Origin of the sequence: Solimonas fluminis, assembly GCF_002930645.1 — a bacterium.
GTDB classification, from domain to species: domain Bacteria; phylum Pseudomonadota; class Gammaproteobacteria; order Nevskiales; family Nevskiaceae; genus Solimonas_A; species Solimonas_A fluminis.
In genome coordinates this window covers 18,787-40,196 of record NZ_PSNW01000002.1, presented here as the reverse complement: position 1 = coordinate 40,196, position 21,410 = coordinate 18,787, and the positions used below count along the sequence as shown (strand labels likewise).

Genomic DNA, 21,410 nt, shown 5'->3' with positions numbered 1-21,410 from the left:
CTTCCGGGGCGCTGATTGATTCGACGTCAGTCCGCGTCCGGCGTTTTGCCCGCTGCTTCTTCCTGCGTCTTCCTCCGCCCTTCCAGGGCGTGCCGGAACGCTCCGGTTCCGATAGCCTAGGCTGCCATGAACGCCGTTCTCGCCCCCGCCTCCTCCCCGCTGCTGTCCGTCCGCCGCCTGCGCGTGCATTTCAGCCTGCGCGGCAGCTGGCCCTGGAGCAAGCCCAGCATCCTGCGCGCGGTGGAGGAGGTGAACTTCGACCTGGCGCCCGGCGAGACGCTGGGCATCGTCGGCGAATCGGGTTGCGGCAAGTCCACGCTGGCGCGCAGCCTGGTAGGCCTGCAGCCGGTGACCTCCGGCGGCATCCTCTACGACGGCAAGCCGCTGCAGACCCTTGACGCCGAGGGCTGGCGCGCCATGCGCCGCGAGATCCAGATGGTGTTCCAGGATCCGCTGGCCAGCCTGGATCCGCGTATGACCGTAGGCGACATCGTCGCCGAGCCGCTGCGCTCGCTGTGCCCCGAGATCGACGCCGCCGAGCGCGAGCGCCGCGTGGCGCAGTGGCTGGAGCGCGTCGGCCTGTCGGCGGCGCACCGCAACCGCTACCCGCACGAGTTCTCCGGCGGCCAGTGCCAGCGCATCGGCATCGCACGGGCGCTGGTGGTGCGGCCGCGCCTGCTGATCTGCGACGAGCCGGTGTCGGCGCTGGACGTGTCGGTGCAGGCGCAGATCATCAACCTGCTGCGCGACCTGCAGAAGGAATTCGGCCTGTCGATGCTGTTCATCGCGCACGACCTGTCGGTGGTGCGCCTGATCAGCCACCGCGTGCTGGTGATGTACCTGGGCCGGATCATGGAGCAGGGCCCGCGCGAAACCCTGTTCACCCAGCCGCTGCACCCCTACACCAAGGCCCTGATGGCGGCCGTGCCCGGGCAGCACCTGGGCGAGCGCGAGCTGGTGGCGCGCGGCGAGATTCCCAGCCCGCTGAGCCCGCCGCTGGGCTGCGTGTTCACCACCCGCTGCCCGATCGCGGATCCGCACTGCACGCGCCAGCCGCCGCCGCTGAAGTCGCTCTCGCGAGGGCGCGCGGTGGCTTGCCACTTCGTGGGCGGGTGAACGCCGGCCACGTTCCGGCGTGCGGGAGCGGCTTCAGCCGCGGTTGCCGATCTGGCGGCGCAGAAGATCGCGGCTGAAGCCGCTCCCACGAGGTTGTTCTGTCTGTAGGAGCCAGCAAGCTGGCTCCTACAGGTTTACCTGCATCGTCTCAGGAACAGCGCGGCTTCTTGCCGGCCGCCACCGCCTGCTCATACAGCGGCACGGCCTTGGCCAGGTGCGCGTTGAGATCGCGGATGCGCGTTTCGTTGGCGGGGTGGGTGGACATGAACTGCGGCGGGGCGTTGCCGCCGCTGGCCTTGGCCATGTTCTGCCACAGCGCGACCGACTGGCGCGGGTCGAAGCCCGCGCGCGCCATCAGTTCCTCGCCCAGCACGTCGGCCTCGGTCTCGTCGCCGCGCGAGAAGGGCAGCACCAGCAGCAGGTTGGCGCCCATGCCGATCATGTTGGCGTCCACGCCGGAAGCGGCGCTGAGGATCGACACACCCAGCTGCGAGGCCATCTGGTTGGAGACGCGCGAGGCCGAGTGGCCGGCCAGCACATGGGAGACCTCATGGCCGATGACCGCGGCCAGCTGGTCCTGGGTCGTGGCCACCTTGAGCAGGCCGGTGTAGACGCCGATCTTGCCGCCGGGCAGGGCGAAGGCGTTGACCTGCTTGTCCTCGAAGACCTGCACCTCCCACTGCCGGCCGCCCGGCACCTCGCGGGTGATGGCATTGGCCACGCAGTTGACGTAGGCGCTGGTCTTGGCGTCCTTGGTCGGAGGCGTCTTGGTCTTCATCTCCTGGAAGGCGGTCACGCCCATCTGGTCCATCTCGGAGTCGGAGACCAGGCGCAGCTGGCTGCGGCCGGTGGGTGAGGTGGCGCAGGCGACGACCAGGGCGGCAAGGCTGGCGGTGGCAAGCAGGGCGAGGCGGCGGTTCATGGGAGGGTCCGTGATCCTTGGGTTGTGCCGAATGATAGATCAGCGCCCGGATTTTGTGCGCTGCAAGATTGCTCCCCAAAAAATGGATTCGCTACAGTGAATCCGGGCTGAACGCCCAGGTGCGTGCCGCGCAACGATCGCGGCACCGGAGACAGAGACAGATAAGGGGAAGGGTTTTACCAATGTCCAATCGTGAAAGCGGAACCGTGAAGTGGTTCGACAACGCCAAGGGATACGGCTTCATCCAGCGTGGGGCGGGTGACGACGTGTTCGTGCACTTCCGGCAGATCCAGGGCAACGGCTACCGCACGCTGCAGGAGGGCCAGCAGGTGCAGTTCAACGTGGTGCAGGGCCAGAAGGGACTGCAGGCGGAGAACGTATCCGTACTGGCCTGAGCGAGCCGGGGTGCAACGGAGAAAGGCCGGAGCGATCCGGCCTTTTTTGTTTCCTACTTCTTCCCTGCCGACAAGGCTTGCTTCATCCCCGCACTCGCCACGCTGGTCCCGCCCAGCGACCAGCCGCCGTCCACCGGCAGCACCACCCCGGTGACGTAGCTGGCCATCGGCGAGGCCAGCCACAGGCAGGCGTCGGCGATCTCCTGCTTGCTGCCGTAGCGGCCCATCGGCACGGACTCCCGGGTCAGCCGCTCGGCCTCGGCGTTCGGCGCCAGGCGCGTCATGCCCTCGGTGTCGGCGATCGGGCCGGGCACCACGGAGTTGATGCGCACGCCGGCCGGGCCCCATTCGATGGCGCCCACGCGGGTCAGCATGTCCACGCCGGCCTTGGCGGCGCAGACGTGCATCTGGAACTCCATGGGGTTGTAGGCCTGCGGCGCGGAGATCTGGATGATCGAGGCGCCCGGCTTGCGCAGCAGCGGGAAGGCGGCGCGCAGCACGTGGAAGCTGCCCAGCAGGTCGATCTCCACCACCGCGCGGAAGCCGTTGGGCGAGATGCCCAGCGCCGGGGCGGGGAAGTTGCCGGCGGCACCGCTGACCAGCACGTCGATGGCACCGAGACGGGCATGGGCGGTCTTCAGCGCTTCCTCCACCCTGGCGGGATCGCGCACGTCGGCGGAATAGCCGGCCACGTCGCCGCCATGGGCCTGCAGCTCCTTCACGGCGGCATCCACCTTGTCCTGCGAGCGCGACATCACCGCCACCCGGGCGCCGGCGCGCGCGAAGGCATGGGCGATGCCCAGGTTGATGCCGCTGGTGCCGCCGGAAACGAAGACGGTCTTGCCGCTGAAGTCGAAGGGGTTCATGAAGGGCTCCTCGTGGTGCTGGATGCCGCCATCTTCAGGGTTCCAGCCGCTCGATGCGCCATTCGTTTGCGCCGGAGCGCGTGTAGCGCAGCCGGTCGTGCAGGCGGCCGCGGCGGCCCTGCCAGAATTCCAGGCTCGCGGGGACCAGCCGGTAGCCGCCCCAGAAGGAGGGGAAGGGTACCTCGGCGCCGGCATGGCGCTGCGCGTTCTCTTCCCAGCGCCGGTCCAGCTCCTCCCGGCTGGCCACCACCGCGCTCTGGCGCGAGGTCAGGGCGCCGATCTGCGATTCCCGCGGGCGGCGGTAGAAATACTCGCGCGACAGCGACTCCGGCAGCTTCTCCACGGCGCCCTCGATGCGCACCTGGCGTTCCAGGCGGTCCCACCAGAAGGTGGCGGCGCAGCGCGGGTTGGCGGCCAGCTCGCGGCCCTTGCGGCCCTCGTAGTTGGTGTAGAAGCTCAGGTCCTGGCCGACGAAGCCCTTGAAGAGGACGATGCGGACCGAGGGCTGGCCGTCCACACTGGTCCCCAGGGCCATCGCGGTGGGCTCGATCATGCCGGCCTCCTTCGCGTCGTCCAGCCAGGCGGCGAGCTGGGCGATGGGATCCGGCAGCAGTTCGCCGTCGCCCAGCGGGGAGTTCTTGGTGTACTGGCTCATGTCAGCCCCGATTAATATGGCCGCCCATCATCCCATAGCTGCACGCACAGGAACCGTTCCATGACGTCATTCAAGGCCATCCGCGTCCATGCCAAGGACAAGGGCACCGAGGCGCGGATCGAGGACCTCACGCTGGCCGACCTCAACGCCGGCGAGGTGGTGATCCAGGTCCACTACTCCAGCCTCAACTACAAGGACGCCCTGGCCGTGACCGGCAAGGGCCGCATCATGCGCCGCATGCCCTGCGTCGCCGGCATCGACCTTTCCGGCGTCGTCGCCGAGAGCGCCGATCCGGCCTACCGGGCCGGCGACCCGGTGCTGGTCACCGGCTGCGACATCGGCGAGCTGCACGACGGCGGCCTGGCCCAATACGCCCGCGTCGCCGCGTCCTCGGTGGTGCCGTTGCCGCAGGGCCTGTCGCTGAAGGAAGCGATGCAGCTCGGTACCGCCGGCTTCACCGCCGCGCTGGCGCTGCGCCGCATGCTGGAGAACCACCAGTCGCCGGAGATGGGCCCCATCGCCGTCACCGGCCCTACCGGTGGCGTCGGGTCGGTGGCGCTGTCGCTGTTCAAGCGTGCCGGTTTCACCACCGCCGCCATCACCGGCAAGCCGGAGGCGGCGCGGGACTACCTGCAGGCCGTGGGCGCCGACGAGATCGTGGACCGCAACACGCTGGACCTGGGCAAGCGCCCGATGGAGTCCGCCCGCTGGGGCGGCGCGGTGGACAACGTCGGCGGCGAGACGCTGACCTACCTGACGCGCACGGTGAACCCCTGGGGCAACATCGGCTGCATCGGCCTGGCGCAGTCGCACGAGCTGAACACCACCGTGATGCCGCTGATCCTGCGCGGCGTGTCGCTGCTGGGCATCCACTCCGTGCAGATGCCGCGGGCCTGGCGACTGGAGGTCTGGCAGCAGCTCGCCGGCCCCTGGAAGCCGGCCCGGCTCGACCTCATCGCGCCGCGCGAGGTGACGCTGGAACAGGTGCCCGCCGCCTGCGCCGAGATCGTTGCCGGCAAGGTCACCGGGCGCAGCGTGGTGCGCCTGGCCTGAACGCTGCGGCGGCGACGGAAAAGCCGGCCTTCATGGCCGGCTTTCCCGTCGCTCGCCTGCGAGCGCGAATCATCCGCAATCAGAGTGCGCGCGGCAGCGGCGGTGTTTATTAATTAATAACATTGTTGATTATTTTTAACTAAATAAAACAAGCAAAAATGCTGCTTTGCGATGGGAGCGGATTTACTAGTGCCGCCCCTGCGGGCCCGGCGAATACTGCGGACCTGACGACCGAGTCAGCCACGAACAGCCAGCGGTTACCGTCTCCCCCCGGATGACGGAGCCGCCGCAGCCAGAGAGCCCGACATCTCCATGAACCTGCGGTTGCGGTCCTGCCTTGCGGTAATGCTGTCCTGCGGACTGGCCCTGGGCGTGGCCGCCTGCGGCAGCCGTTCCGACGGCAAGCCCGGCGGCGGTACGGGCGGCGGCAACGGCGCCAAGGCCTACAAGGTCTGCGATCCGGCCAACGTGCGGCGCGATGCGCTGATCGCGTTCTTCGAGGCGCGCGAGGGCGACGTCATCGAGTTCTGCGAAGGGACCTACGACCTGCCCACCGGCCTGATCCTCAACGGCAAGCGCGGCATCACGATCAAGGGTGCCGGCAAGGACAAGACCATCCTGTCGTTCAGGAACAGCGACAGCGCCGAGGGCATCAACGCCTCGCATTCCGACGGCATCACGATCCAGGGCCTCACGGTGGAGGACACGCCGGGCAACGGCATCCGCGTCTTCCGCTCCCGCTATGTGACTTTGCGCGACGTGCGCGCCCGCTGGCGCGACGCCGAGGGCCGCACCGAGAAGGACGCCGGCTACACGCCGCGCGAGAGCCATGGCGCCTACGGCCTCTACCCGGTCGAGGCGCGCCATGTGCTGATCGAGGACTCCGAGGCCCACGGTGCTTCCGACGCCGGCATCTATGTCGGCCAGACCAGCGACGTGATCGTGCGGCGCACGCGCGCCGAGTACAACGTCGCCGGTTTCGAGTTCGAGAATACCTACCGCGCCGTGTTCGAGGACAACGTCGCCACCAACAACGTCGGCGGCTTCCTGGTGTTCGACCTGCCGGGCCTGTCGCAGTACGGCGAGAAGAACATCGTCCGCAACAACAAGTCGTACGGCAACAACACCGACAACTTCGCGCCCATCGGCAACATCGTGGGCCTGACGCCGCGCGGCACCGGCATGCTGATCCTGGCCTCCGACCAGCTGGAGATCTACGGCAACGAGGTCCACGACAACGACACGGTCGGCATCGCCATCGTCAACTTCGCGCTGGCCGATCCCAACCAGCCGGACAAGAAGTACGACTTCTTCCCGGAAGGCATCGAGATCCACGGCAATGCGTTCCGCGACAACGGCGGCAATCCGCAGCAGCCGGACCCGGAGCGCGGCGAGGGCTCGCTGCTGCCGCTGCTGCTGCGCATCAAGAACCTCGGCCGCGGCGCCCACATCGTCTGGGATGGCGCCGAGGACAAGCCCGCCGACTGCGCGCCGCCGGTGGACGAGCAGGGGGTGCCGCTGACACAGCCCAATCCCAGCCAGCAGCGCGAGGAGCCGCGCACCGACGAGCGCGGCCGCCCCAACTTCCAGCGCAGCGACCCCGAGCCGGAGTGCAAGTACAACGCCTGGAAGTTCGACGCCGAAGGCGACCTGAAGAAGCCGGAGAACGGGCTCTGCATTGCCGAGGACAACACCTACGAGAACAGCAAGCCGGCGACGCTGCTGACCACGCCGTTCCTTAACGCCAAGCTGACCTCCAGCTCGCTGCCGCAGCTGCTGCTGGACCTGCTCAAGCCAGCGTCCAACAGCCTCGCTCCGCATCGCTGCGACCTGCCCACGCGGCCCGATCCGGTGCTGCAGCTGCCGTACAAGCCCAGCGGCGCCAGCGACCCGCGGCCCTCCGAGGCCGAGGTGGCGCGGCTCTGCGGCAAGGGCGGCAGCACGCCCAACTTCGAGGCCGCGGCCCGGGTCAATTGCCCGCGCCTGGACCAGTACGGCCTGTTCGCCGATCCGCAGGACCCGACGAAGAACGCCAGCGGCGGCGGGGTCGGCTACGACCTCAACTCCGCGCTGTTCTCCGACTACGCCAGCAAGTACCGCTTCATCTACCTGCCGCCCGGCACCCAGGCCCGGTACAAGGACCACAACAACGGTCCGCAGGCGACGCTGGAGATGCCGGTGGGCACGGTGATCGCCAAGACCTTCGCGTTCCGCAAGGAGGCCGCCGACGGCGCGCTGATCAGCGAGAACGTGGTGGAGACGCGCCTGCTGATCAAGCGCCAGACCGCGCAGGGCGTGAACTGGGTGGGCTTGCCCTACATCTGGAAGACCGAGAACGGCCGCCGCGTGGCGGAGCTGAAGGTCGAGGGCGGCGAAGCCAGCGTCGAGTACGACTACCTCGACCACGATCCGGACGTGAAGACCGCCGGCGGCCAGCGGCGGCGCTACACCGGCTCCGCGGCGCGCTACGGCATCCCCGCCGCGCTCAACTGCGTCACCTGCCACGGCGGCGACGACAAGGAGCCGGGCGCCGCGCCCATCGGCCTGAAGCCCCGCTTCATGAACAAGACCGCCCGCTACGGCAGCCAGGACGTCAACCAGTTGCAGCACCTCAAGGATCTCGGCCTGCTCGAGGGCTTGCCGGTGGATGCGGCCGGCATCGAGAAGGCGCCGCGCTGGAACGTGCCCGGCGACAGCGGTGCGCTGCCGGATTCCGCCGACGACATCCACCAGCGCGTGCGCGCCTACCTGGAAGTGAACTGCGCGCACTGCCACCAGCCCAACGGCGGTGCCTCCAATTCCGGCCTGTTCCTCGATGCCTATCGCGCCGTCGACATCCACTACGGCATCTGCAAGAAGCCGGTCGCGGCGGGCCGCGGTTCCGGCGGCAAGCTCTACGACATCATCCCCAAGGACGCCGCGGGCTCGATCCTGCCGTTCCGCGTCGGTTCCGCCGAGCCCGGCGTGCGCATGCCGCCGATTGCCCGCAGCGTGGTGCACGGCGAGGCCGCCAACCTGATCACGAGCTGGATCGACACCGTGCTGCCGACCGAGGACACCGCCGACGAGGAAGCCTGCACCGGCGCCGGCCTGCCGCTGGGCGCGCTGGGCGCGGTGGCGCCCAAGGCTAAGGCCAGGGCCCTGCCGCTGAAATCCAACGACCAGCGCCAGGCCGAGGCCCGGCGCAAGCCGTAGTCACCGATCAAGAGGGGGGAGCGCTAGGCCCCGCGCGGAGCGATCCGGCGGGGTCATTTTTTTCCCTCCAGGCTTTCAGGGGACCGGCCTGCACCCTCTCCCTTCGGGAGAGCAGAAGGGGACGCGGGTCAAAGCGAGGGCCGTCGCCCGCCGCACGCGCTCCCCTTCCTCGCGCCCCGGGCGCGAGGAATCCTTTCCTCCCATGTCCTAAGCTTGGCGCATCGAACTCCGGAGCTTCCATGTCCCAGCCCTTCCGCTACTACCTGCGCGTGCGCTACGGCGAGTGCGACGCGCAGAAGGTCGTGTTCAACGCGCGCTACGGCGAGTACGTCGACCTGGCGGTGTCCGAGTTCATCCGCGCCATCGGCTACGGGGCCCAGATGGTCAGCAGCGAGCTGGACTTCCAGCTGGTGAAGCAGACCACCGAGTGGAAGGCGCCCTCGCGCTACGACGACGTGCTGGAATGCCGCGTCGCCACGCGCCATATCGGCAACACCTCCTTCACCATCGGCGTGGAGTTCCGCCTGGCCGGCGAGGAGGCGCTGCGCGCCAGCTCCGACACGGTCTACGTGATGGTGGACCACCGGCTGGGCAAGACCCCGGTGCCGCCGGCTTTCCGCGCCGCCCTGGAAGACGGCGCGAAAGGCCGCAGCATCGATCACGCGGCCTGCGGGCGTTGAGGGTCACGCCGGCCTTCCGGCGGCGGAGTCCCGAGACCCGACGCGCTCAGGGCTGCGCTACCGGCTCCAGCGCGGTCGGCCCGTCGCCGCTCTCCTGCACGATGACCTCGCCCTCGGGCGCCGAGGAGAAATGCGGGGTGCCGGCCGGTACCACCAGCAGGGTGCCGGGGCCGTGGCCCTCCAGGGCCCGGGGGTCGAAGCGCGTGCCGGTGGCGAAGAAGTAGCGGCCCTTGAGCACCGTGATCGTGCGGGTGTCGGGGTGGCGATGCGGCGCTGAGCGCGCGCCCTGCTCGAAGCGCGCGCGGATCACGTAGGGTCCCGTCCGGGGATCGCCGTGCACGACCGCCACGACGGCGCCCGGCGCGGCCGGCTCGCCGCGCCAATGGAGGCTGTCGGGGCTGACGATCTCGACACCGCCGGCCAGCGCGGCCGATGCCGCCAGCGCCAGCAACGATGCCGCCGCGGCCCGCCTCATGCCGGACCGTCGCCGCCGACGAAGGCGGCGCCATGCGGCAGCGGAGCGCCCTTGTAGACCTTCCAGGCGCCGGGCACTTCCAGGATGAAGGTGGCGGCCACGCCGAGCACGACCAGGCCCATGGCGACGCGGTCGGCCCACCAGCGCATATCCAGCACCGCGGCCAGCAGCGCCACCACCAGGATGGAGGCGATGAAGCCGCCCATCGACATCGCCAGGAACTGGCGGCGGTCGTTGCGATCGCTGTCGAACCTGAACAGGAACACCGCCGCCAGCGTCGGCGGCAGTTCCACCCGGCTGCCGCGGGACAGCGCGCCGAGCAGGTGCCCCCACTCGTGCACCAGGTAGCCGCTCACCGCCACCAGGGCGCCGCCCAGCACGGCCACCGGCCAGTGCAGCGCCGCGCCCACCTCCTGCAGCCGGTGGCTCCAGGCCACCAGGGCCAGCGTTGCGGCGACGATCGCCAGGTCACGCGCCGCCAGCTTGGGCATCATCGACATGTTCCTTCTCCTCGGCGCCTCTATCGGGCGTATCCCATTGGAGACCCGTCGGCGCCGGGGCGCCTCGTCCACATGTGGGAGCGGGCTTGCCCGCGATCTTTTGCCGCACGTCCAACAGATCGCGGGCAAGCCCGCTCCCACGGAGCCCGGCAACGAAAAAGCCGGGCTTGCGCCCGGCTTGTGCGGTACGGCTTAGGGGCTGCTGACTCCGCCGCGGTCGCAGCGATCGCGGTGGCGTCAGCAGCCCCTCACGGTCAGGCGAGGATCTTCGCCAGCTTCTTGATCATGCCGATGATCTTGAGCGTGAACGGGGAGTAGGGCGGGAAGAACAGCTTGGCACCCATGATGCGGGTGCGGACCACGCCACGTTCATGCGAGAAAGCCTTGAAGCCGTAGAGGCCATGGCCATTGCCGATGCCGGAGTTGTTGACGCCGCCGAAGGGGAGGTTGGCGTGCAGGAACTGCACCACGGTGTGGTTGATGCAGGTGCCGCCGGCGCTGGTGTTCTGCATCACCTTCTTGATGTTCGATTCGGTCTTGCTCCAGATGTACAGCGCCAGCGGCTTGGGCTGGTCGTTGATCTGCTGGATGACCTCGTCCAGGTTGCGGTAGGCGATGATCGGCAGCAGCGGCCCGAAGATCTCCTCGGTCTGGATCTTGGCGTCGGCCGGGATGTTGTCGATCAGCGTCGGGGCGATGAAGCAGGCGCCCTCGTCGACCGCGCCGCCGGTCAGCACGCGGGCGCCGCGCTGCTGCGCGTCGGACAGCAGGCCGGCGATGCGCTGGGTGTGGCGCTGGTTGACCACGCGGGCCAGGTAGGGGCTGTTCATCTGCTCCTGCGCCGTGCTGCCGTAGGCATTGCCGATCACAGCGCGGCATTCCTCGATGAACGAGTCCTTGACCGACTCGTGCACGAAGATGTGATCCGGCGCGATGCAGGTCTGGCCGTTGTTGGTGAACTTGCCCCAGAGGATGTTGCGGGCCGCCAGGTTCAGGTCGGCCGAGGCGTCGACGATGGTCGGCGACTTGCCGCCCAGCTCCAGCGTCACGGAGGTCAGGTGCTTGGCCGCGGCCGCCATCACCACCTTGCCGATCGCTGGCGAGCCGGTGAAGAAGATGTGGTCGAAAGGCAGGGACAGCAGCGCGGTGGAAACCGCGGCGTCGCCCTCGAAGATCGCCACTTCATCCTCGGAGAACAGCTCGCGCGTGATCTTGACCATCAGCGCCGACAGGTGCGGCGTCATCTCGGAGGGCTTCAGGATCGCGGTGCAGCCGGCGGCGATGGCGGACACCAGCGGGCCGAAGGTGAGGTTCACCGGGTAGTTCCAGGGCGAGATGATCAGCGAGCGGCCCTTGGGCTCGTACTGCACGTAGGCCTGGGTGCCGAGCATCAGCGGCGTCGGCATCACGCTCTTGGGCTTCATCCACTTCTTGAGGTGGCGGATGGCGTCGTTGGCCTCCACCACCACGGTGACGATCTCGGTGAGGTCCACTTCCACCGGCGGCTTCTTGAAGTCCTTGTAGCCGGCCTCGTGGAATTCCTCGCTGCGCGCCAGCAGCGTGTCGCGCAGCTTCTTGATCTTGGCGATGCGCTCCTCGGCGGTGGAAGTGCGCAGCCGCAGCGCGGTGGCCCGCTGGCGGTCGAAGACGCGCTTGATTTCGGCTTCGTTGGCGCTGATGCCGGGCAGGTAGGACACCGCAGTGTTCATGGGCTTCTCCTCGAGGGCTCGGCAGTCGTTGCTGAACGAGCGTTTAAGAACAGGAAACCAGTATAGGCCGAAAATGCCCCTCCAGACACTATCAATTGTTAGGCTGGGATTGTGATTTAATAATTTATATAAAATCTTTTTACAATAAAATAAAAAGGCATGGGGGCCTGCGCACCAGGCCTCGTAGGCCCTGCGGCCAATCTGTGCTTTCATGCCGGCACCAAAAGGAAAACAAACTGGCTGAGGAGCCGCATGAAGACCCTGAACCCGCTGGACGCGACCTGGCTGTTCGTCGACAGCGCGCGCACGCCGATGCACGTCGCCAACCTGTCGATCTACTCCATGCCCGAGGATGCGCCCGACACCTGGTTCAACGACATCGTGTCCAACCTGCGCCAGACCCGGCACTTCGCGGCGCCCTTCAACCTCCGGCTGACCTCGCCGCGCCTCAAGTCGGTGTTCCCGACCTGGAGCGAGACCGCCGACATCGACATCGACTACCACTTCCGCCACTCCGCGCTGCCGCGGCCGGGCGGCGAGCGCGAGCTGGGCGTGCTGATCTCGCGCCTGCACTCGCATCCGATGGACTTCACCCGCCCGCTGTGGGAGTGCCACCTGATCGAGGGCCTGGAGAACAACCGCTTCGCGCTGTACGTGAAGATGCACCACTCGCTGGTGGACGGTGTCGGCGGCATGCGCATGCTGACCAAGATGCTGTCCTTCGACCCCGCCGCGCGCGACCTGCCGCCACCCTGGAGCGTGGGCACCGGCCGCGACGGTCCGCGCCCCCCGCGGCCTGGCGCCGGCCGCACGCCCTGGGAGAAGCTGCGTGCCGGCCTGCAGCGCCAGGGCGAATCCATGCCCGAGCTGTCGCGCGCCTTCGCCGACCTGACCCGCCAGGCCGCGAAGCACGAGACCGCCGACTGGGTGCTGCCCTTCGAAGGTCCGAAGTCGATCCTCAACGGCAAGGTCTCGGCGCAGCGACGCTTCGCCACGCAGCACTATTCGCTGGACCGCGTGAAGAAGGTGGCCAAGGCGGCCGGCGTCACCGTCAACGACGTGTTCCTGGGCCTGTCGGCCGCCGCGCTGCGACGCTACCTCGGCGAGCTGGACCAGCTCCCGTCGAAGTCGCTGACCGCGGGCCTGCCGGTGTCGGTGCGCCCGGCGGACGACGAGCATTCCGGCAACGCCATCAGCTTCATCATCTCCAGCCTGCACACCGAGATCGCCGATCCGGTGGAGCGCCTGAAGGCGATCCACGCCTCGACCCAGGTGGCCAAGGAGCATCTGCAGAGCCTGCCCAAGGCCGGCATCAACAACTACACGATGCTGTACATGTCGCCCTACGTGCTGCAGCTGCTCACCGGACTGGGCGGCGTGACGCGGCCGATGTTCAACCTGACCATCTCCAACGTGCCGGGCCCGGACCGTCCGCTGTACTTCAACGGCGCGCGGCTGGAGCAGATGTACCCGGTGTCGCTGCTGTCCGACGGGCAGGCGCTGAACATCACCAGCGTGAGCTACGCGGGGCAGTTCAACATCGGCTTCACCGGCTGCCGCGACATCCTGCCGTCGATGCAGCATCTCGCCGTTTACACGGGCGAGGCGCTGGAAGAGCTGGAGGCGGAGACGAAAGCGAAGCGGGTGGCGTAACAGCCACCCGTTCATGCCGAGTGCCTCGCAGCGGCGTTTCGAGGCAGGACCCTGAGGCGGCGGTCCCGGATTTGTCTCCATCCGGAAAGAGAAAAGCCCCTTGCGGGGCTTTTTCACTACGCCTGGCCGGCGCGCAGCGCCGTCAGGCGCCCCACAGGTTCATCCCGTACTTCCAGTACCCCATCACGTTGTTCAGGCGTGCGTCCTGGTCGGCCGGCACCGGCAGCACCTCGCCTTCCAGCAGCGGCGTCAGGAACGGCGCCAGGGCCGCGCCGCCGCCGCCGGTGATGACGATGGCGTCGATGTCCCAGTCGTCGGCCCAGAGGCGGTTCACTTCCTGGGCGATGCGCGAGGCCAGCTGGCCGAAGGCGGCCTGCGAGATGGCGTTGAGGTCGTAGCGCTTGCCCTTGATCTTGATGCTGCCCTTGGAGATGCCGTCGTAGAGGCGGTACAGCTCCACGTTGATGCCGCTCTTCTCCAGCAGGGCGTTGGCGATGGCGGTGTAGGCCACCGAGATGCCGGAGTCGCTGGACTGGCTGCCGCGCTCGGAATAGCGCGTCTTGTCGCTGATGGTGTAGTCGGCGGTGCGGAAGCCGATGTCGATGATGCCGATCTTCTCGCTGACGAAGCGCTGGCTGGCAGGCTTGCCCACGTCGTTGAGCATCAGGTTGAACATGGAGCCGAAGGGCTGCGGGATCACGCGCACGCGCTCCACGTAGATCACCTTCTCCTCGCGTTCGCCGCTGCCCGGCTTCACCACGGTGACCGGGTGGCGGTTCTGCAGCAGCGTGGTCAGGGCGTCCTTGTGCTTGCGGAAGTAGCTGATCGGCAGGCCGGCCACCAGGCGGATGGGGTCGCCGCTGTCGACGAAGGGCGCCAGGGCGGCCAGCGCCAGGGTCTTCTTGTACTGCGTCAGGAACTGGGTCTGGTCCAGCGTGAAGCCGCGGCCGCGCGACTGGGTCTCGGCGAGCTCGCCGACGAACACCGACTGGCCGTTGATGATCAGGTGGCGCGGGAACAGCGGCTGGCCCGGCAGCAGGCTCTCGCCGAACTGCGACTCGTTGGCCTCACCGACGATCGACTTGAAAATCTGGTGCTGCTTGCCGTCCGTGGCCTTGGTGTAGCCGAACCCGATGTCAGCCCCGAGCACTTTCACTGGATGAACTCCCTCTCGTCGAATCAAAGATTTCTAACACGGTGGTCCGGGGTGGTCAAAAACCGTATGCTCCGGCGCCATGAAAGTGTTCCGCACGCCCGAGGCGCGTTTCGCCGACCTGCCGGGCTACCCCTTCAAGCCGAACTACCTGCTGCTCGACGACGGCCTGCGGCTGCACTACGTCGACGAGGGCAGCGCCGCGGCGCCGCCGGTGCTGATGCTGCACGGCGAGCCGAGCTGGTCCTACCTCTATCGCAAGATGATCCCGCTGTTCGCCCAGGCCGGCTACCGGGCCCTGGCGCCGGACCTGGTGGGCTTCGGCAAGTCCGACAAGCCGCTGGAGCCGGAGCTGTTCAGCTACCAGGCCCACGTGGACTGGCTGACGCAGTGGATCCTGAAGATGGACCTGCGCGACATCACCCTGGTCTGCCAGGACTGGGGGGCGCTGCTGGGCCTGCGCATCGCCATGGAGCAGCCGGAGCGCTTCGCGCGCATCGTCGTGGCCAACGGCTTCATGCCCACCGGCGACCGCAAGGCCCCGGCGGCCTTCAGGCTGTGGCGGGCGTTCGCGCTGCACTCGCCGTGGTTTCCCGTCTCCGGCGTGATCCGCTCCGGCTGCAGCCGCAAGCCCTCCCCCGAGGTGCTGGCGGCCTACGACGCGCCGTTCGCCACGGAGGCCTCCAAGACCGCCGCGCGCCGCTTCCCGGCGCTGGTGCCCACCACGCCCCAGGATCCGGCCACGCCGGCCAACCGCCGCGCCTGGGAAGCCCTGGGGCGGTGGCAGAAGCCCTTCCTGACGATCTTCGGCGACCGCGACAAGATCACCCGTGGCGCCTTCAAGGTCCTGCAGAAGCAGGTGCCGGGCGCCCAGGGCCAGCCGCACGAGATGCTGGAAGGGGTGGGGCACTTCATCCAGGAAGATGCGGGTGAAGAACTGGCGGCGAAGATACTGGCCTGGATGAGGCGGATCAGATGAATGTCCGGCCATGGGGCGTTTGGCCCCGGCCGCGACTGGAAGTCGCTTCGCGCTGAGCCGGACGCGGCCGGGGTGAAATGGGCGAGCGGGAGTCTCGCCACGGGTGGCGTCATCGCGGCCGCAGGGGCCGTCGATGCCTCGGCAGGTCCAGCGAACGGCTGGGGTCCGGTCAGCCGAAGAACTCCGCTCCGCCCTCGGCTCGCCGCTCCACGACATTGAGCACCGTGCCGGCCGGGTCCATCACCGAGAACGAAAGTTCTCCGCCCGGGTGCTCGCCGAGCTGTCCCAGCAGCTCGAAGCCCCGGGCCAGCATCAGCGCATGCGCCGCGCGCACGTCTTCCACTTCCAGCGCGAGGCAAAGTCCGCGGGTCAGCGCCGTATGCGCGAAGACCGGCAGCCGGCGCGGATGGCTGGGGTGCAGGAAGCCGATCTCCCAGCCGTCCACCGACAGGTGCAGGTACCAGTCCTGCTCGAACAGCACCCGGGCCCCCAGGGCCTCGACGTAGAAGGCCCGGCAGCGCGCCAGGTCGGGCGTGGTGACGATGGGGTAGAGGTGCCTCATGCGGCGGGACGCCCCCGGGCGCCCTGCGCGGCTCGTTCCTTGCTCATGGTCCCGCCAATATTCCCCTTGTGTTCAAGAGCATACGCTCCCGGCCCGGCGCGGGACAGTAGAATGCGCGGATGAAGCTTTCGTTCACCAAGATGCACGGCGCCGGCAATGACTTCGTGGTCATCGACGCCACGCGCGCGCCGTTCCGGCCGACCCCGGCCCTGCTGCACAAGCTGACCGACCGCCGCTTCGGCGTCGGCTGCGACCAGGTGCTGGTGATCGAGGCGCCCACCGCGCCGGACATCGACTTCAACTACCGCATCTTCAACGCCGACGGCTCGGAAGTGGGCCAGTGCGGCAACGGCTCCCGCGCCCTGGCGCGCTTCGTGCGCGAGCGCGGCCTGTCGGACAAGGACAGCATCCGCGTCCGCACCAGCACCAGCACCCTGGAGCTGCGCCAGCTGCCCGACGGCCGTGTGCGCGTGAACATGGGGGTGCCGCGCCTGGCGCCGGCGCAGGTGCCCTTCACCGGGGCGGCCGCGCAGGCGCCGCTGTACCGGCTGGAGCTGGACGGCCAGCCCCTGGAGTTCGGCGCCGTCAGCATGGGCAACCCGCATGCCGTGCTGGAAGTGCCGGACGTGGACGCTGCCCCGGTGGGCGAGCTGGGGCCGCGGCTGCAGCGGCACCGCGCTTTCCCGGAGCAGGTCAACGTCGGCTTCCTGCAGATCCAGGGCCGCGACCACGTGCGCCTGCGCGTCTATGAGCGCGGCGCCGGCGAAACCCTGGCCTGCGGCAGTGGCGCCTGTGCCGCGGTGGTGGCCGGCCGCCTGTGGGACCGCCTGGGCGAAAAGGTGGACGTGGAAGTGCGCGGCGGTATGCTGACCATCGAATGGGCGGGCGAGGGCCAGCCGGTCTACATGACCGGGCCGGCCGAGACGGTTTTCACGGGGGAATTGGAATGGCCGAACTGAAGGCACAGAAAGACGCAGCCGAAGCGCCCAAGCTCAACGAGCGCGAGGTCGTCGCCTTCCTCAAGGCGCATCCGGACTTCCTTACCCGCCATCCGGACCTGCTGGAGGCCATCGAGATGCGCCACAAGGCCGGCTCGGCGGTGTCGCTGATCGAGCGCCAGGTGGACATGCTGCGCGCCAAGAACCAGCGCCTGGAGGACAAGCTCGAGCGCCTGCTGGCGGCGGCGCGCGACAACGAGAAGCGGGCCGAGAACGTGCAGCGGCTGGCCCGCACGCTGATGCGCGCGCCCTCGCTGGCGGCGGTGGCCGTGGGCCTGGCCAAGTGCATGCGCGAGGACTTCGGCATCGAGGAAACCTTCATCGGCCTGTCCAGCACGCAATACAAGCGCCACGACATCGACGGCCTGGCCTCGGTGGAGCCGGAGGGCAAGATCGCCCGGGCCTTCGAGAATTTCTTCCGCACCCGCCTGATCGAATGCGGCCCGCTGGCCGAGGACAAGGCGAAGCTGCTGTTCCCCAAGGCCGAGACGCTGCCCACCTCGGCCGCGATCATCCCGCTGGAGAAGGAAAAGCACCTGGGCATGATCGCCCTGGGCGCGGTGGACCCGGAGCGCTTCCAGCCGCGCCAGGGCAAGCTGTTCCTGGAAATGACCGCCGAGCTGGTGGCCGCCGCGGTGCGCGCGCGCCTCTGATGACGCCGCCCGCGCCCGCGCCCTTCGGCGCCGAGATCGCGGAGTACCTGTCCTACCTGCGGCACGAGAAGCGCTACTCGCCGCATACCCTCGCCGCCAGCCGGAAGGACCTGGACGCCTTCGCCGCCTACTGCGCGCAGGCGCGGATCGGCCAGCTGGCCCAGGTGGACCAGCACACGGTGCGCGGCTTCGTCGCCGCCCGCCACCGTGCCGGCATCGAGCCGGCCTCGCTGCACCGCTACCTCTCCAGCCTGCGCGGCTTCTTCAAGCGGCAGGTCCACGCGGGGAGGCTGCAGGCCAATCCCGCCACCGCCGTGCGCGGGCCCAAGCTGCGCCGCAAGCTGCCCGCGGTGATCCCGCGGGAGGACCTGAACGCCGCCCTCGATGCGGGCGTGGACGGCAGCTGGGCCGAGCGCGACCAGGCCATCGCCGAGCTGTTCTATTCCACCGGCATGCGCCTGTCCGAACTGCACGATCTCGACCTGGCCCAGGTCGCCGGCGGCCAGGCCGAGATCACGGTCAACGGCAAGGGCGGGCGCCAGCGCATCGTCATGATCGGCTCCAAGGCCCGGGCGGCCCTGCAGGCCTGGCTGGCGCAGCGGCCGATGGCGGCCGCGCCGGGGGAGGCGGCGCTGTTCGTCGGGCGCAACGGCCAGCGGGCGTCGCGCGCCGTCATCGGCCAGCGCCTCAAGCTCTGGGCGCAGCGGGCCGGGCTGGGCACGCACCTGCACCCTCACCGCCTGCGGCATTCCTTCGCCACCCACCTGCTGACCGAGACCGGCGACCTGCGGGCGGTCCAGGAAATGCTGGGGCATGCCAATCTCAGCACCACCCAGATCTACACCCACCTGGACTTCAAGCGGCTGACCGAGGTCTACGACCAGGCCCACCCCCGGGCAAGGCGCAGCAAAAAAGTTCCCTGAGCCGCGGCTCAGTCTTGTGCGATGCAAAAAAATGCGTATGATTTCGCCCTTAATCGGGGCAGATTACGGTCTGTCCTGATTACTAGCTAGGTAACTTAATTTTTCAAACCCTTGGGAGTTGTTCAAATGCGTAACGTTCTGATCGCCGCTGGCCTCGCCGCCGCCCTGGCCCTGGCCGCTTGCAAGAAGGAAGAAGCTGCTCCGGCTCCGGAAGCCGCCCCGGCCCCGGCCGCTGAGGCCGCCCCGGCCCCGGCCGAGCAGCAGGCTGCCGACGCCGCCGCCGCTCCGGCTGCCGAAGCCCCGGCTGCTGACGCCGCCGCCCCGGCTGCCGACGCTGCCGCTCCGGCCGCCGAAGCTGCCCCGGCCCCGGCCGCGCAGTAAGATTCGCTCCGCGCCGCAAGGCGCAGCGATGTGAAGAAGGCGCCGCAAGGCGCCTTCTTCTTTTGTGCCGCCCGGATGCGGCAGCTTGAATACCGCGGCTTGCGTCCCCACCATCCAGTCAAATCAAGATGGGGTCAGCGATGCAGCAATTCGACGGAACCACGATCCTCTGTGTACGGCGCGGCAACCAGGTGGCCCTGGGCGGCGACGGCCAGGTGTCGATGGGCAACACCCGCGTCAAGGGCAATGCCCGCAAGGTGCGGCGCCTGTACAACGGCAAGGTCATGGCCGGCTTCGCCGGCGGCACCGCCGACGCCTTCACGCTGTTCGAGCGTTTCGAGGGCAAGCTCGAGAAGCATGGCGGCCAGCTCACCCGCGCCGCCGTGGAGATGGCCAAGGACTGGCGCACGGACCGCTACCTGCGCCGCCTCGAGGCGCTGCTGATCGTGGCCGACCGCGAGGCCTCGCTGATGATCTCCGGCAATGGCGACGTCATGGAGCCCGAGCCGCACGGTGTCATCGCCATCGGCAGCGGCGGCAGCTTCGCCAGCGCCGCGGCCCGCGCCCTGGTCGAGAACACCGAGTTGGGCGCCCGCGACATCGTCGAGAAGGCGCTGCACATCGCCGCCGAGATCTGCATCTACACCAACCACAATCTCACGCTCGAGACGCTGGACATCTGAGCGGAGCAGGAAGAAATGAACGCACAGCCCCCCGCCGCGTCGGTCAGCATGACGCCGCGTGAAATCGTCGCCGAACTCGACCGCCACATCGTTGGCCAGGCCGCCGCCAAGCGAGCGGTCGCCATCGCCCTGCGCAACCGCTGGCGCCGCCAGCAGGTCGACGGGCAGATGCGCAGCGAGATCCACCCCAAGAACATCCTGATGATCGGCCCCACCGGCGTCGGCAAGACCGAGATCGCCCGGCGCCTGGCCAAGCTCGCCAACGCGCCCTTCATCAAGGTCGAGGCCACCAAGTTCACCGAGGTGGGCTACGTCGGCAAGGACGTGGACAGCATCATCCGCGACCTGATGGATGCGGCGATCAAGCAGACCCGCGACCAGGCCACCCAGCGCCTGCGCGACAAGGCCGAACTGGCCGCGGAGGAGCGCGTGCTCGATGCGCTGCTGCCGCCGCCCAAGGACTTCGGAGAGCCCAGCGCGCAGCGCCAGAGCGAGAACGGCGCCGCGCGCCAGGTGTTCCGCAAGCAGCTGCGCGAGGGCAAGCTCGACGATACCGAGATCGAGATCAAGGTCAGCAGCCTGCCGCCCAACGTGCAGCTGATGGGCCCTCCGGGCATGGAGGAGATGACCCAGCAGCTGCAATCGCTGTTCGCCGGCATGGGCCAGGGCAAGCAGCGCGCCAAGAAGATGAAGATCCGCGAGGCGCTGCAGCAGCTGGTGGAGGAAGAAGCCGCCAAGCTGGTGGACGAGGAGGCGATCAAGGCCGAGGCCCTGCGCAACGTCGAGGAGAACGGCATCGTCTTCATCGACGAGATCGACAAGGTGGCCAAGCGCGGCGAGTACGCCGGCGCCGACGTTTCCCGCGAGGGCGTGCAGCGCGACCTGCTGCCGCTGGTCGAGGGCAGCACCGTCAGCACCAAGTACGGCAGCGTGCGCACCGACCACATCCTGTTCATCGCTTCCGGCGCCTTCCACCTGTCCAAGCCCTCTGACCTGATCCCGGAACTGCAGGGCCGCCTGCCGATCCGCGTGGAGCTGGACGCGCTGAAGACCGGCGATTTCCTGCGCATCCTCACCGAGCCCAACTACTCGCTGACCGAGCAGTACCGCGCGCTGATGGCGACCGAGGGCGTCACGGTGGACTTCACCGCCGACGGGCTGGAGCGCCTCGCCGCGATCGCCTACCAGGTCAACGAAAGCACCGAGAACATCGGCGCCCGCCGCCTGCACACCGTGATGGAGCGCCTGATGGAGGAGACCGCCTTCGACGCGCCGGACCGTGCCGGCAGCACGCTGACGGTCGACGCCGCCTACGTCGACGGCAAGCTCGGCCGGCTGGCCGCCGACGAAGACCTGTCGCGCTACATCCTGTGACGGCGCCGCGCGTCACCGCGCTGAAGCTGCACCGCGGCTCGCGGCAGCTGGAGGTGGCCTTCGCCGACGGCAGCCGCCACAGCCTGCCCTGCGAGTACCTGCGCGTGTTCTCCCCCAGCGCGGAGCTGCGCGGCCATGGCCTGTCCGAACCCATGCTGGTGGGCGGCAAGCGCGGGGTGAACATCGCCCGCGTCGAGCCGGTGGGCAACTACGCCGTGCGCCTGGTGTTCGACGACGGCCACGACACCGGGCTCTACACCTGGGAACTGCTGCATGAACTGGGCCGGGATCAGGAGAAGAACTGGGCCCGCTACGAGCAGCGCATGGCCGAGGTCGGCATGTCGCGCGACCGCGACGTGACCAAGCTGGCGGCCCTGGTGAAGACCTACACGCCGCCCAAGCCGGGCGGCTGAGTCCCGCGGATAGCCCGGCTCGCGGGAGCGGCCGTTGGCCGCGAACGCCGCGCATCGCGATCAACGGCATTC

At 68.7% G+C, this 21,410-nt stretch carries 22 protein-coding genes; 14 read left to right on the top strand and 8 right to left on the bottom strand.

Annotation, left to right across the window (positions count from 1 at the left end; translation table 11 throughout):
• Positions 1-126 precede the first annotated feature (126 nt).
• Positions 127-1,116, top strand: a complete 990-nt coding sequence (locus C3942_RS03930) for an ABC transporter ATP-binding protein (RefSeq protein ID WP_104229062.1) — start codon at positions 127-129, stop codon at positions 1,114-1,116.
• Positions 1,117-1,264: 148 nt separating this feature from the next.
• On the opposite strand, the gene C3942_RS03925 is transcribed toward C3942_RS03930, so the two are convergent.
• The gene (locus C3942_RS03925) at positions 1,265-2,038 is read right to left on the bottom strand and encodes a M48 family metallopeptidase (protein WP_104229061.1); all 774 of its coding nucleotides are present in this window, start codon (positions 2,036-2,038) and stop codon (positions 1,265-1,267) included.
• Between the two features lie 182 nt (positions 2,039-2,220).
• Between C3942_RS03925 and C3942_RS03920 the strand changes: the two genes are divergently transcribed.
• Positions 2,221-2,433 carry a cold-shock protein gene (locus C3942_RS03920; protein WP_104229060.1) on the top strand — a complete coding sequence of 71 codons (213 nt, stop codon included), beginning with the start codon at positions 2,221-2,223 and terminating at the stop codon, positions 2,431-2,433.
• Between the two features lie 53 nt (positions 2,434-2,486).
• Here the strand turns inward: C3942_RS03920 and C3942_RS03915 are convergent, their stop codons facing one another.
• Positions 2,487-3,299 carry an SDR family oxidoreductase gene (locus C3942_RS03915; RefSeq protein WP_104229059.1) on the bottom strand — a complete coding sequence of 271 codons (813 nt, stop codon included), beginning with the start codon at positions 3,297-3,299 and terminating at the stop codon, positions 2,487-2,489.
• Between the two features lie 34 nt (positions 3,300-3,333).
• Positions 3,334-3,954, bottom strand: a complete 621-nt coding sequence (gene pdxH / locus C3942_RS03910) for a pyridoxamine 5'-phosphate oxidase (RefSeq protein ID WP_104229058.1) — start codon at positions 3,952-3,954, stop codon at positions 3,334-3,336.
• Positions 3,955-4,014: 60 nt separating this feature from the next.
• On the opposite strand from pdxH, the gene C3942_RS03905 reads away from it, so the two are divergent.
• The 3 genes from C3942_RS03905 (at position 4,015) to C3942_RS03895 (ending at position 8,882) form a co-directional block, all read left to right on the top strand.
• Positions 4,015-5,007, top strand: coding sequence for a YhdH/YhfP family quinone oxidoreductase (locus C3942_RS03905; RefSeq protein WP_104229057.1), 993 nt, complete (start codon positions 4,015-4,017; stop codon positions 5,005-5,007).
• A gap of 312 nt (positions 5,008-5,319) precedes the next feature.
• Positions 5,320-8,202: a parallel beta-helix domain-containing protein gene (locus tag C3942_RS03900; RefSeq protein ID WP_104229056.1), complete on the top strand. Its 2,883-nt coding sequence runs from the start codon at positions 5,320-5,322 to the stop codon at positions 8,200-8,202.
• A gap of 239 nt (positions 8,203-8,441) precedes the next feature.
• Positions 8,442-8,882 (top strand): acyl-CoA thioesterase, encoded by a 441-nt coding sequence (locus C3942_RS03895; protein ID WP_104229055.1) that lies wholly within the window; start codon positions 8,442-8,444, stop codon positions 8,880-8,882.
• 46 nt (positions 8,883-8,928) lie between these two features.
• On the opposite strand, the gene C3942_RS03890 is transcribed toward C3942_RS03895, so the two are convergent.
• The 3 genes from C3942_RS03890 to C3942_RS03880 all read right to left on the bottom strand — a co-directional run bounded on the left by C3942_RS03890 (position 8,929) and on the right by C3942_RS03880 (position 11,566).
• Positions 8,929-9,357 (bottom strand): cupin domain-containing protein, encoded by a 429-nt coding sequence (locus C3942_RS03890; protein ID WP_133164227.1) that lies wholly within the window; start codon positions 9,355-9,357, stop codon positions 8,929-8,931.
• On the bottom strand, positions 9,354-9,857 hold the full coding sequence (locus C3942_RS03885; protein ID WP_104229053.1) for a hypothetical protein: 504 nt from the start codon (positions 9,855-9,857) through the stop codon (positions 9,354-9,356). Before C3942_RS03885 ends, C3942_RS03890 begins: the two co-directional genes overlap by 4 nt.
• A 254-nt stretch (positions 9,858-10,111) precedes the next feature.
• Positions 10,112-11,566, bottom strand: coding sequence for an aldehyde dehydrogenase family protein (locus C3942_RS03880; protein WP_104229052.1), 1,455 nt, complete (start codon positions 11,564-11,566; stop codon positions 10,112-10,114).
• A gap of 252 nt (positions 11,567-11,818) precedes the next feature.
• On the opposite strand from C3942_RS03880, the gene C3942_RS03875 reads away from it, so the two are divergent.
• On the top strand, positions 11,819-13,219 hold the full coding sequence (locus C3942_RS03875) for a WS/DGAT/MGAT family O-acyltransferase (RefSeq protein ID WP_104229051.1): 1,401 nt from the start codon (positions 11,819-11,821) through the stop codon (positions 13,217-13,219).
• A gap of 142 nt (positions 13,220-13,361) precedes the next feature.
• Here C3942_RS03875 and C3942_RS03870 read toward each other — a convergent pair whose 3' ends face one another.
• Positions 13,362-14,375 (bottom strand): ParM/StbA family protein, encoded by a 1,014-nt coding sequence (locus C3942_RS03870; RefSeq protein WP_104229050.1) that lies wholly within the window; start codon positions 14,373-14,375, stop codon positions 13,362-13,364.
• A 79-nt stretch (positions 14,376-14,454) separates the two neighbouring features.
• Here C3942_RS03870 and C3942_RS03865 point away from each other — a divergent pair, with 79 nt between their 5' ends.
• Positions 14,455-15,351: a haloalkane dehalogenase gene (locus C3942_RS03865; protein ID WP_104229049.1), complete on the top strand. Its 897-nt coding sequence runs from the start codon at positions 14,455-14,457 to the stop codon at positions 15,349-15,351.
• Positions 15,352-15,520: 169 nt separating this feature from the next.
• Here C3942_RS03865 and C3942_RS03860 read toward each other — a convergent pair whose 3' ends face one another.
• The gene (locus tag C3942_RS03860; RefSeq protein WP_104229048.1) at positions 15,521-15,913 is read right to left on the bottom strand and encodes a VOC family protein; all 393 of its coding nucleotides are present in this window, start codon (positions 15,911-15,913) and stop codon (positions 15,521-15,523) included.
• Between the two features lie 119 nt (positions 15,914-16,032).
• Here C3942_RS03860 and dapF point away from each other — a divergent pair, with 119 nt between their 5' ends.
• From dapF to C3942_RS03825, 7 genes are all read left to right on the top strand, one after another.
• On the top strand, positions 16,033-16,872 hold the full coding sequence (gene dapF / locus C3942_RS03855) for a diaminopimelate epimerase (protein WP_104229047.1): 840 nt from the start codon (positions 16,033-16,035) through the stop codon (positions 16,870-16,872).
• Complete coding sequence (locus C3942_RS03850) at positions 16,860-17,564, top strand: DUF484 family protein (RefSeq protein WP_104229046.1); 705 nt, start codon at positions 16,860-16,862, stop codon at positions 17,562-17,564. The genes dapF and C3942_RS03850 overlap by 13 nt, the downstream gene beginning before the upstream one ends.
• The gene (locus tag C3942_RS03845) at positions 17,564-18,487 is read left to right on the top strand and encodes a tyrosine recombinase XerC (RefSeq protein ID WP_104229045.1); all 924 of its coding nucleotides are present in this window, start codon (positions 17,564-17,566) and stop codon (positions 18,485-18,487) included. Before C3942_RS03850 ends, C3942_RS03845 begins: the two co-directional genes overlap by 1 nt.
• A gap of 126 nt (positions 18,488-18,613) precedes the next feature.
• On the top strand, positions 18,614-18,868 hold the full coding sequence (locus C3942_RS03840; RefSeq protein WP_104229044.1) for a hypothetical protein: 255 nt from the start codon (positions 18,614-18,616) through the stop codon (positions 18,866-18,868).
• A 140-nt stretch (positions 18,869-19,008) separates the two neighbouring features.
• Positions 19,009-19,551, top strand: a complete 543-nt coding sequence (hslV, locus tag C3942_RS03835; protein ID WP_104229043.1) for an ATP-dependent protease subunit HslV — start codon at positions 19,009-19,011, stop codon at positions 19,549-19,551.
• A gap of 15 nt (positions 19,552-19,566) precedes the next feature.
• On the top strand, positions 19,567-20,925 hold the full coding sequence (hslU, locus tag C3942_RS03830) for an ATP-dependent protease ATPase subunit HslU (protein ID WP_104229042.1): 1,359 nt from the start codon (positions 19,567-19,569) through the stop codon (positions 20,923-20,925).
• Positions 20,922-21,338: a gamma-butyrobetaine hydroxylase family protein gene (locus C3942_RS03825; protein WP_104229041.1), complete on the top strand. Its 417-nt coding sequence runs from the start codon at positions 20,922-20,924 to the stop codon at positions 21,336-21,338. The genes hslU and C3942_RS03825 overlap by 4 nt, the downstream gene beginning before the upstream one ends.
• Positions 21,339-21,410 lie beyond the last annotated feature (72 nt).

Bases quoted from the DNA above. Each gene is read 5' to 3' on its own strand.
- C3942_RS03905 (WP_104229057.1), top strand. From the start codon at position 4,015: ATGACGTCATTCAAGGCCATCCGCGTCCATGCCAAGGACAAGGGCACC.
- C3942_RS03845 (WP_104229045.1), top strand. From the start codon at position 17,564: ATGACGCCGCCCGCGCCCGCGCCCTTCGGCGCCGAGATCGCGGAGTAC.
- C3942_RS03920 (WP_104229060.1), top strand. From the start codon at position 2,221: ATGTCCAATCGTGAAAGCGGAACCGTGAAGTGGTTCGACAACGCCAAG.
- C3942_RS03890 (WP_133164227.1), bottom strand. From the start codon at position 9,357: ATGAGGCGGGCCGCGGCGGCATCGTTGCTGGCGCTGGCGGCATCGGCC.
- C3942_RS03925 (WP_104229061.1), bottom strand. From the start codon at position 2,038: ATGAACCGCCGCCTCGCCCTGCTTGCCACCGCCAGCCTTGCCGCCCTG.
- C3942_RS03930 (WP_104229062.1), top strand. From the start codon at position 127: ATGAACGCCGTTCTCGCCCCCGCCTCCTCCCCGCTGCTGTCCGTCCGC.
- C3942_RS03900 (WP_104229056.1), top strand. From the start codon at position 5,320: ATGAACCTGCGGTTGCGGTCCTGCCTTGCGGTAATGCTGTCCTGCGGA.
- C3942_RS03915 (WP_104229059.1), bottom strand. From the start codon at position 3,299: ATGAACCCCTTCGACTTCAGCGGCAAGACCGTCTTCGTTTCCGGCGGC.
- C3942_RS03840 (WP_104229044.1), top strand. From the start codon at position 18,614: ATGCGTAACGTTCTGATCGCCGCTGGCCTCGCCGCCGCCCTGGCCCTG.
- C3942_RS03895 (WP_104229055.1), top strand. From the start codon at position 8,442: ATGTCCCAGCCCTTCCGCTACTACCTGCGCGTGCGCTACGGCGAGTGC.
- C3942_RS03850 (WP_104229046.1), top strand. From the start codon at position 16,860: ATGGCCGAACTGAAGGCACAGAAAGACGCAGCCGAAGCGCCCAAGCTC.
- C3942_RS03865 (WP_104229049.1), top strand. From the start codon at position 14,455: ATGAAAGTGTTCCGCACGCCCGAGGCGCGTTTCGCCGACCTGCCGGGC.
- C3942_RS03875 (WP_104229051.1), top strand. From the start codon at position 11,819: ATGAAGACCCTGAACCCGCTGGACGCGACCTGGCTGTTCGTCGACAGC.
- dapF (WP_104229047.1), top strand. From the start codon at position 16,033: ATGAAGCTTTCGTTCACCAAGATGCACGGCGCCGGCAATGACTTCGTG.
- hslU (WP_104229042.1), top strand. From the start codon at position 19,567: ATGAACGCACAGCCCCCCGCCGCGTCGGTCAGCATGACGCCGCGTGAA.
- C3942_RS03880 (WP_104229052.1), bottom strand. From the start codon at position 11,566: ATGAACACTGCGGTGTCCTACCTGCCCGGCATCAGCGCCAACGAAGCC.
- C3942_RS03860 (WP_104229048.1), bottom strand. From the start codon at position 15,913: ATGAGGCACCTCTACCCCATCGTCACCACGCCCGACCTGGCGCGCTGC.
- hslV (WP_104229043.1), top strand. From the start codon at position 19,009: ATGCAGCAATTCGACGGAACCACGATCCTCTGTGTACGGCGCGGCAAC.
- C3942_RS03885 (WP_104229053.1), bottom strand. From the start codon at position 9,857: ATGTCGATGATGCCCAAGCTGGCGGCGCGTGACCTGGCGATCGTCGCC.
- pdxH (WP_104229058.1), bottom strand. From the start codon at position 3,954: ATGAGCCAGTACACCAAGAACTCCCCGCTGGGCGACGGCGAACTGCTG.